Annotated in this window: 1 protein-coding gene; it reads left to right on the top strand. The window is 46.6% G+C overall.

Annotation, left to right across the window (positions count from 1 at the left end):
* Window positions 1-120: 120 nt before the first annotated feature.
* The coding region (flhB, locus tag ACP45E_RS20230) for a flagellar biosynthesis protein FlhB (protein ID WP_069585479.1) at window positions 121-1077 on the top strand (957 nt) is incomplete at its 3' end.

The following is a 1077-nucleotide window of genomic DNA, read 5'->3' as shown; positions in this document are numbered from 1 at the left end:
TTTGTCTAAATACCCATCAAGTTGATGCAAAAGTCAGCTCGAAAGTTCAACACGCCCTAGGCTTTCGGCGAAGAAGTTAAGCGGCGAATACGCTCATCGAAGATAAAATAGGAGGATCTGATGGCAGAAGATTCAGGTCAAGAACGCACAGAAGACGCAACGCCCAGACGCTTGGATCAGGCACGTGAAAAAGGACAGGTTGCAAGGTCTAAAGAGTTAGCGTCGGTCTCCGTTTTGGTTATGGGCGCAGTTTCCCTGATGTGGTTTGGGGAGGCTCTGGGAAAAGAGTTATTTGAAGGAATGAGCCGACTCTTTTCTTTGAGCCGAGAAGAAGTGTTTGATATGAGCAAGCTCAGTGATATCGCTAGTGGTGTGCTCGGCAGCTTACTTGGCCCCCTTGTTTTGATTCTGATTGTCTTGTTTGTCGCAGCCCTTATTGGCGCAGCAGGGGTTGGTGGGGTGAACTTTTCGGTGAAAGCGGCAATGCCTAAAGCCTCAAAAATGAATCCGTTGAGTGGTTTGAAGCGGATGGTGGGTATGCAAAGTGCTGTCGAACTGCTTAAGTCGATACTTAAGGTTTCTTTAGTGTCAGGCGTTGCTTTTTATCTGATTGACGCCTCCAAAGAAGATCTTTTTCAGCTGAGTATGGATGTTTACCCACAGAATATTTTCCACGCTCTCGACATTCTATTAGATTTCATTTTGCTCATTAGCTGCTCGTTGCTTATTGTGGTCGCCATCGATATACCTTTCCAGATTTGGCAGCATGCGGATCAGCTAAAAATGACCAAGCAAGAAGTGAAAGATGAGCACAAAGACACCGATGGTAAGCCAGAAGTGAAAGGCCGAATCCGAATGTTGCAACGTGAAATGGCTCAGAGGCGAATGATGGCCGATGTGCCCGAAGCGGATGTGATTATCACCAACCCAGATCACTTCTCAGTGGCGTTACGGTATAAGCAAAATGTAGATAAAGCCCCCGTAGTGGTTGCGAAGGGCGTTGACCATATGGCATTAAAAATTCGTGAAATAGCCAGAGAACACGACATTTATGTCATTCCTGCACCGCCATTGGCT

The sequence above is a fragment of the Vibrio genomosp. F10 str. 9ZD137 genome, assembly GCF_049974785.1.
Classification (GTDB): domain Bacteria; phylum Pseudomonadota; class Gammaproteobacteria; order Enterobacterales; family Vibrionaceae; genus Vibrio.
Note: the sequence above shows the minus strand (reverse complement) of the source record. Positions and strands in the feature narration are given on the sequence as shown.